This window comes from Sellimonas catena (assembly GCF_027924685.1).
Classification (GTDB): domain Bacteria; phylum Bacillota; class Clostridia; order Lachnospirales; family Lachnospiraceae; genus Sellimonas; species Sellimonas catena.
In genome coordinates, this window is sequence record NZ_BSBO01000029.1 from 50,038 (window position 1) to 57,029 (window position 6,992).

Annotated in this window: 6 protein-coding genes; 3 read left to right on the plus strand and 3 right to left on the minus strand. The window is 39.6% G+C overall.

Annotation, left to right across the window (positions count from 1 at the left end; translation table 11 throughout):
* Positions 1-82 precede the first annotated feature (82 nt).
* The 3 genes from Selli1_RS13465 to Selli1_RS13475 all read right to left on the minus strand — a co-directional run bounded on the left by Selli1_RS13465 (position 83) and on the right by Selli1_RS13475 (position 3,192).
* The gene (locus Selli1_RS13465; protein ID WP_242960301.1) at positions 83-1,195 is read right to left on the minus strand and encodes a hypothetical protein; all 1,113 of its coding nucleotides are present in this window, start codon (positions 1,193-1,195) and stop codon (positions 83-85) included.
* Positions 1,196-1,279: 84 nt separating this feature from the next.
* The gene (locus Selli1_RS13470) at positions 1,280-1,651 is read right to left on the minus strand and encodes a hypothetical protein (RefSeq protein ID WP_140398898.1); all 372 of its coding nucleotides are present in this window, start codon (positions 1,649-1,651) and stop codon (positions 1,280-1,282) included.
* Positions 1,652-1,827: 176 nt separating this feature from the next.
* The gene (locus tag Selli1_RS13475) at positions 1,828-3,192 is read right to left on the minus strand and encodes an ATP-binding protein (protein ID WP_281873423.1); all 1,365 of its coding nucleotides are present in this window, start codon (positions 3,190-3,192) and stop codon (positions 1,828-1,830) included.
* Between the two features lie 413 nt (positions 3,193-3,605).
* Here Selli1_RS13475 and Selli1_RS13480 point away from each other — a divergent pair, with 413 nt between their 5' ends.
* From Selli1_RS13480 to Selli1_RS13490, 3 genes are all read left to right on the plus strand, one after another.
* Positions 3,606-4,655, plus strand: a complete 1,050-nt coding sequence (locus Selli1_RS13480) for a helix-turn-helix domain-containing protein (RefSeq protein ID WP_281873425.1) — start codon at positions 3,606-3,608, stop codon at positions 4,653-4,655.
* A gap of 297 nt (positions 4,656-4,952) precedes the next feature.
* Entirely contained in the window at positions 4,953-6,512 is a 1,560-nt protein-coding gene (istA, locus tag Selli1_RS13485; protein ID WP_281873426.1) for an IS21 family transposase, read from the plus strand.
* Positions 6,509-6,868, plus strand: coding sequence for an ATP-binding protein (locus Selli1_RS13490; RefSeq protein WP_281873428.1), 360 nt, complete (start codon positions 6,509-6,511; stop codon positions 6,866-6,868). Before istA ends, Selli1_RS13490 begins: the two co-directional genes overlap by 4 nt.
* The last annotated feature ends 124 nt before the right edge of the window (positions 6,869-6,992 follow it).

Here is a 6,992-nt window from a genome sequence, read left to right on the forward strand (position 1 = left end):
CGATTATCTAAAAATATCATTATATCAAAATAATTTGAGGTGCCTCTCGACACCTCGTTTTGATTCATACTGTTTATTTTTCTTAGTCTCTAATATTTTTATTTCTTCTAGGCATTTTAAACTCTGTTAATTTGTAATTCTGAATCCAGCCTAAATATGCTTCTCCGTCTTCGTCTTCCCAGACAATCTGTCTCCATTTTTTACATTTATCTATAATCCTGACTATTTGCCCTTCTTCAAGTTTTCCAATCACCAAGGAATGACAATCATGTTTTAAACGCACAACGCTATCTCTATTCACGATTCTGTAGCTTATCGCATTCAATTCTTGGGCATTATATCCCATTCCAACTATATAATAATTATTAACCTGCTGCGTACAATTATAATTGTTTACTGTCGTTGCTGGAGAATTTGATGTAAGCGTGACAATAAGCATGATAATATTGATGATTGTATTCAGCCATTCTCTCACTTCTTTGGCGTCGATTGTATGTTTTTCTATGATTTGACTGTTATGCTTCTCTTTCTTGGCAAATATATCTGTTGATTTTTCCTTGTCATATTCCGATGCAATGGCTTCTGATACAGTTTCAAGGTCCCATTCCTCTGATTCTCGCAAAACTCGATCTGCTACTTCTCCAAGTAACTCCATATTTATATTCTGAAGCGATTCTTGTGACAAATTCGTAATAGTAGTCTGACTCTTTGTGATTTTAGAAATAAGAGATGAACTCCCAATATCCTGAAGAATCGATGACAGACCAGAAACACTTGCAGAAATCTCATCCATTTTTGAAAAATTTATTGATGCTTTTAAAGGATCCACTATTCCATAAACTGTTCTAATTGCCTTGCTTATACTGTATGCATCTACATCCGCCACATTGATGTTTCCTATTAAACTCTTATATTCTGCAAAATCATAGTTCTTCATCCCATTAGTCCGAATTTCTAATGCTTCTCCAATTCCGCTAAGAGCTCCTATGTGTAATGGTTTGAGCATTTCATCGTATTTATTAAACACCTTCTGTGTTTCGGTTATGGTAGGATTAGACACAAGATTTGAAATTTCTTTTATCGTCGACAACTCATGATCTTTTATAAATTGCGATAATGATACACCTGCTCCCAAAATGTCTTCCTGCATTTTTATATTTTTGTACAAAAAATCCATTTGATCTTCTTCACTCATTATTTTCCTCACCACAATATCTTTCCTTTTACCAATTGATAATGTTCTTTAATATCATCTACAACTTTATCTCATCCGCATATATTACTTCACATATCCTAGACTATTTTCTTTTTTCCTGATCAATTTTTCACATTTTGCAATTTTAGCATGGACTAATATTAATAACATACCTATACAAACAGCAACTACTATATTGAGAATGATACCCTTCCGTTGTTCTGCAAGCTGTTGAACGATAAAAAGGGCATTCGGAATATATAATGCATTTAAGAGCTTTTCCAACCCTTCTCCCATAGATTTTATAGAATATAATTTTTCTATTGACTGCTTTCTTAATCTTGTATTATCATCTATCCATTTCTTCTTTATTTTGACAGACAGACACAAAACTGTAATTACAATTACTCCCCAAACCAATCCATCAACAACATATTCTAGTTTTATAATATTCACTCCCTTTTCATGTTTTAGGAAAGGCTTCAAAAAACTAACTCTACCGCTATGTCGCCCTCCTTAACATTTCTTCAATAATTATAATGATTAGTCTAACATACATTTTCAAAGTCAACAACGCAAAACCGAAATATTACTATATCTTTGGACAAATGAATTTATAAATTTCTTTTTCATTATTTTAAGTCTAAAAAATCCACAGATTCATTGTCACAATTTTTTCTCCACTCTTCCAACCACTCAACCAACATTCTACCCCTTTGTAAATATTTTGTAATTCTAGCAAAATAAGGATTTTCTGGATTGGCGAAATTTATCACCATATCTTTTCGAGTTCTTAAAACACTTGATATAGAGTCTATTTCTCCTGGTTTCCCATATGATGGATATCCAAATATTTCTATCGAATTCAGGCGTTCCAGTGCCTCACCAGATATTTTCTTTTCTCCAATTCTTTCTAGGCTGAATCCTTTTTCTTTGATATAATCTGTGAATGCTCTATATTCTTCTTCTGATTTGTAAACAGGAATAACTCGCAAAAGCATATCTTGTGCTTCTGAAGAAAAATTTTCACCCATCTTGTTAAACACAAACTTGAAAAATAAAAATTTCATCGTATTCTTTATATAATACGCATCGTTCCAATAGGCCGGGGGAATAATCTTCGTTCTGCCTTCATCAATACATTCTACCGAACTAGAAAACAAAGGAATATTTTTATAATACAAGACCACCTCTAAATCATTAGAAAAATCTGTATGATAACTTACATTGCAAAATGCAAAAATATAGAAATAACATTCTGCTACATTTTTGTCATTGACATCCTTAGGCGGCACATAGTCATCATTTGACAGTTCTTCTTTGCCATAGATAATATATATTGTATAGTCCGGATCCGGTTTATAGTAAAAGAAGGAATAACTTTCTGTCCCTTCTCTACTCTTTTCTTGGTCTACAAACTCCCAGTTTTCTATATCTTCCAGATAGTACATAGCTCTTTGAGAAGGACTATATAACAAGCCGAATCTCCGTTTCCACAATAGTTCTGTATCGTACAAATCTGCCGTTTCATTTTTTGGTGTATTTGTATCCCCTTTTCTCGTATAAATTGCTCCTGCTGATAGTTTTCCTTTCGGACTTGGATAGCTTGCGGTCAAGTAAAAGGGCGTGTTGTTACTTTGTTTGATTATAATAACATCAATTTGACACTCTGAAATCTCTATCGTTTTCACATACACTTCAGGGATATAACCGCCGGCCCATCTTGGCTTCTGATGAAGTAAGTTTATAATATTTTGCTGGTTTTTCCGGTTCTGTTCTTTTACACCGACTATTTGATAACTTTGATCCTCAACTCCAATAATAATATAGCAGTCCCTGTTTGCCATACTATTTGCCATACAGATAATATCATGAAGCAAATCTATATTATCAGAATACCATTCTCTTTTAAAATCCCAATACTCTCCTTCTGCCTGTGTTTCAATAAGTGTTTTGATTTCCTTTTCCAGGATCTGATCTGCCTGCTTTACATCCATTTTATTTATCAGCTCCTTTTTCTTCATTTTGTAATAATACATTTCCCCATGATTCTCTGAGATCATCAGTTCTATTGTAGTCCTAAAGAAATTTTACCATAGCTTCATTAAATACTCCACAAAATATCATCCATGCCGCTAATCAAATTTACCTGTCAAGTTCATTTTATCTCTTGACCATTCATTAAAACAAGTACTATAATCAATTTACCTGCCAGGTAAATTAATTTTAAACAGCTTTTTGAAAAACTGACAATTTCATTGAAAATCACATACAGGACTAAAAAACTTGAAAAGATCTGCACAGATGCTTCGCAGGCGGAAAAAAGCACGGGAAGCAAATTGCAAACATTATCGAAATCGTAGATTATCACTAAACTAACTATGCGCAGCACTCAAAGGGGGAAACTATCATGGTAAAGAGTCGTACTTACATTGCCACGCCACCGGGGGCAACCATTAAGGAACAATTAGAAGATCGAGATATGAGCCAGAAAGAGTTTGCAATTCGTATGGATTTATCTGAAAAACATGTAAGCAAATTGATTCACGGAGAGGTTGCTTTGACACCTGATGTCGCGGAGCGTCTGGAACTGGTTTTAGGAGTTCCTGCAAAGTTCTGGAACAACCTGGAGATCATCTATCGTGAGAAGATACTGAAAGCAAATGCAGAAAATCATATGGAACAGGATATTGAGATTGTCCGAAAGCTTCCCTACCGGGAAATGGCTAAAAACGGGTGGATTCCAGATACTCGTAAATCAACCGAAAAGGTAATCCATCTCAGAAAGTTTTTTGAGGTGGTTCAGCTTACCCTTATTGAAGATGAAAAGCTCAACAAAATCGCATGCAGAAGGCTGTCTTCCACTTCCAAAAGTGACTACGCTTTTTTAGCCTGGGCTCAGCAGGCAAAGCGTGAAGCAAGATCCCGCGAAACTGCTCCGATCAATCTGAAATACTTAAAAGATTCTCTCTCAACTATACGAGCTATGACTACTCTTGCACCTGAAGTTTTTGCTCCGAATCTGATACAACTTTTATCCAACTGTGGAATTGCCCTGATCTTTCTTCCACATATTGGCGGCTCCTTTCTTCATGGTGCTACACTTCAGGACGGAAATAAAATCGTAATGGGTCTAACCGTCCGTGGAAAATTTGCTGACAAATTCTGGTTCAGCTTATTTCATGAAATCGGACATATTTTAAATGGTCATCTTAATCAGCCGCATGGAACTTCAAAAGAAGATGAGGATGCAGCGGATCAGTTTTCCAAAGATATCCTGATCCCGGAACAGAAGTTTCAAATGATTGTTTCAAAAGGTGATTTTTCAAGAAATGCATTGCTTCACTATGCCGTGGAGCTTGGAATTGATGTCGGTATTCTTGTCGGCCGATTGCAGAAAGAAGAGCTTATTGGATATACAGATCTGAATGATCTGCGCTCAAAATACGAATTAAAATAAAAAAACTCTCCATACCAAATGGATTCCTGTTTCCCTTTGATATGGAGAGTTTCATTTTTAGATCAAATATTTATTTAAGATACAGTATTAATCTCTCTCAAATAAATCTCTTGTATAAACTTTGTCTTTTACATCTGTATATTACAGATAAACTGACCATTCCTCACGGTCAATCTGACCACCTTCCACGGAGATTTAGATCACTGATCTCGAAGAGGGATAGTCGGCGATCAAAGTCATTCTTATAATAAGGATGGCACACTTTCGTGTGACTATCATTTAAGGAGGACGATGATCATGGTAGATTATCGCGAAATCCTGAGGCTCCAGAGCCTTGGGTACAACATCACTCAGATCGCCGGATCGCTGCACAGCTTCCGCAATACTGTAAGAGAAGTAGAACGGCTTGCTGATGAGAAAGGGATCCGATGGCCACTTGGAATGGAGGTGACAAATTCACAGCTTTATGTCCTGCTTTATCCGGAACGGCAGGAAAAAGCAAACGTTTATCTGGAACCGGACTGTGCCTGGATCCACCGTGAACTGGCAAAAAAAGGAGTGAACCTGACACTGCTTTGGAAAGAATATCAGGCTAATTGCTCCAATGTTGGGCGCGTCCCATACCAGTATACACAGTTTTGTGACATTTACCGGGCATGGGCGAAAAAATCCAAAGCCACGATGAGGATCCACCATAAACCCGGAGATGCTATGGAAGTGGACTGGGCTGGCGGGACACTGCCGGTCAAAGACCCCATTACCGGGGGAATAGTTCCTGCGTACTTGTTTGTCGGAGTTCTTCCCTGCAGCTGCTATGTCTATGCCGAACTCTGCAATGACATGAAATCTGAAAACTGGCTGCTCTGCCATGTACATGCCTATGAATATTTCGGTGGCGTACCCAGGCTGACGATCCCAGATAATCTCCGCACTGGTGTGCTGAAAAACACCCGTATGGAAACGGTCCTTAACCGCAGTTATTCAGAGCTTGTTGACCACTATGGTACCGCAATCGTTCCCGCGCGCGTCCGCCATCCACAGGATAAGGGCCATGCCGAGAGCAGTGTCTCTTATGCCTCTACATGGATCCTGGCAGCGCTGCGAAATGAAACATTTTTCTCTCTGGCAGACGCAAAAGAGGCTGTAGCTGAAAAGTTGGAAGAACTCAATGGTTATCCCTTTAAAAAGCGGGAAGGGAATCGCCGCGATGCTTATATCCATGAAGAGAAAGCATTCATGCAGCCGCTCCCTGTCAATCCATACGAGCCGTCCGTCTGGTCAGACCAGACAGTCCTTCTTGATTATACTGTTACAGACGGATTAAACAAGTATTCGGTTCCGTATGACCTGATCGGCGAATCCGTCAGCGTTCGCGTAACACGCAATACAGTGGAGGTATTTTTTCACGGAAACCGGGTAGCTGTCCATCCAAGAGAGGTCAGCCGTAAGCGGGATCCAGTCATGATAACTTCGCATATGCCGGAGAACCATCGGCAGTATCTTACCTATACCAAGGATGATTTCCCGTCCTGGGCCTCCACGATCGGCCCCAATACAGAAAAAGTCGTCCGCTTTTTTCTGAAATCCGGAAAAGCTCCTGAGCAAGGCTTTAAGTCTTGCATCAGCCTGAAAAAATACGCAGATCGATACAAAGCTGAGCGGATCGAAGAGGCATGCCGTCAGATCCTTCTGTTCAGTGGTGATCCTTCCATCCGCGGGATTCAGGCATTGCTGAAATCCCCGGTAAAGAAAGATGCGAAGACAGATCAACCATCTACCCAAAGGGCGAATCGCCACCGGAGCCGGGGATTTACCCGTGGTGCGGAACAGTTCCGGGAAGGAGGCGATGAAAAATGATCGACCTCACAACCGTCAAAGAGCTGCGTGCCCTGAGGCTTCCCGGCATGGCCAGGGAACTGGAGTCACAGTTGGAAGATCCACAGCGTTATAAGACACTCTCCTTTGAGGAACGTTTAGCGCTGCTTGTAGACGCAGAAAGCGTTTCCCGAAGAAAAAACACAATCCAGCGCCGGATCCATGAAGCCAAACTCAGTGAAAGCCAGGCCTGTGTGGAAGCGATCGAGTACCATGAAGACCGTGAACTGGATAAAGGGCTGATCACAAAGCTTGCAACTTGCGCGTATATCCGTGACAACCACCATGTAATCCTGAAGGGAGCAACGGGCGCGGGAAAATCTTATATCGCAAACTGAGTATTCCGGGGCATTTTCCATCACCAGTCCGGCGTTAGGAAATCACTATTCCGGATAAGCGGAAATCACTGTTCCGGGACAGGAAATCACATTCCAGAGCCTTATAATAGAGACATGCATCGCA

Bases quoted from the DNA above. Each gene is read 5' to 3' on its own strand.
- Selli1_RS13465 (WP_242960301.1), bottom strand. From the start codon at position 1,195: ATGAGTGAAGAAGATCAAATGGATTTTTTGTACAAAAATATAAAAATG.
- Selli1_RS13475 (WP_281873423.1), bottom strand. From the start codon at position 3,192: ATGGATGTAAAGCAGGCAGATCAGATCCTGGAAAAGGAAATCAAAACA.
- Selli1_RS13480 (WP_281873425.1), top strand. From the start codon at position 3,606: ATGGTAAAGAGTCGTACTTACATTGCCACGCCACCGGGGGCAACCATT.
- istA (WP_281873426.1), top strand. From the start codon at position 4,953: ATGGTAGATTATCGCGAAATCCTGAGGCTCCAGAGCCTTGGGTACAAC.
- Selli1_RS13490 (WP_281873428.1), top strand. From the start codon at position 6,509: ATGATCGACCTCACAACCGTCAAAGAGCTGCGTGCCCTGAGGCTTCCC.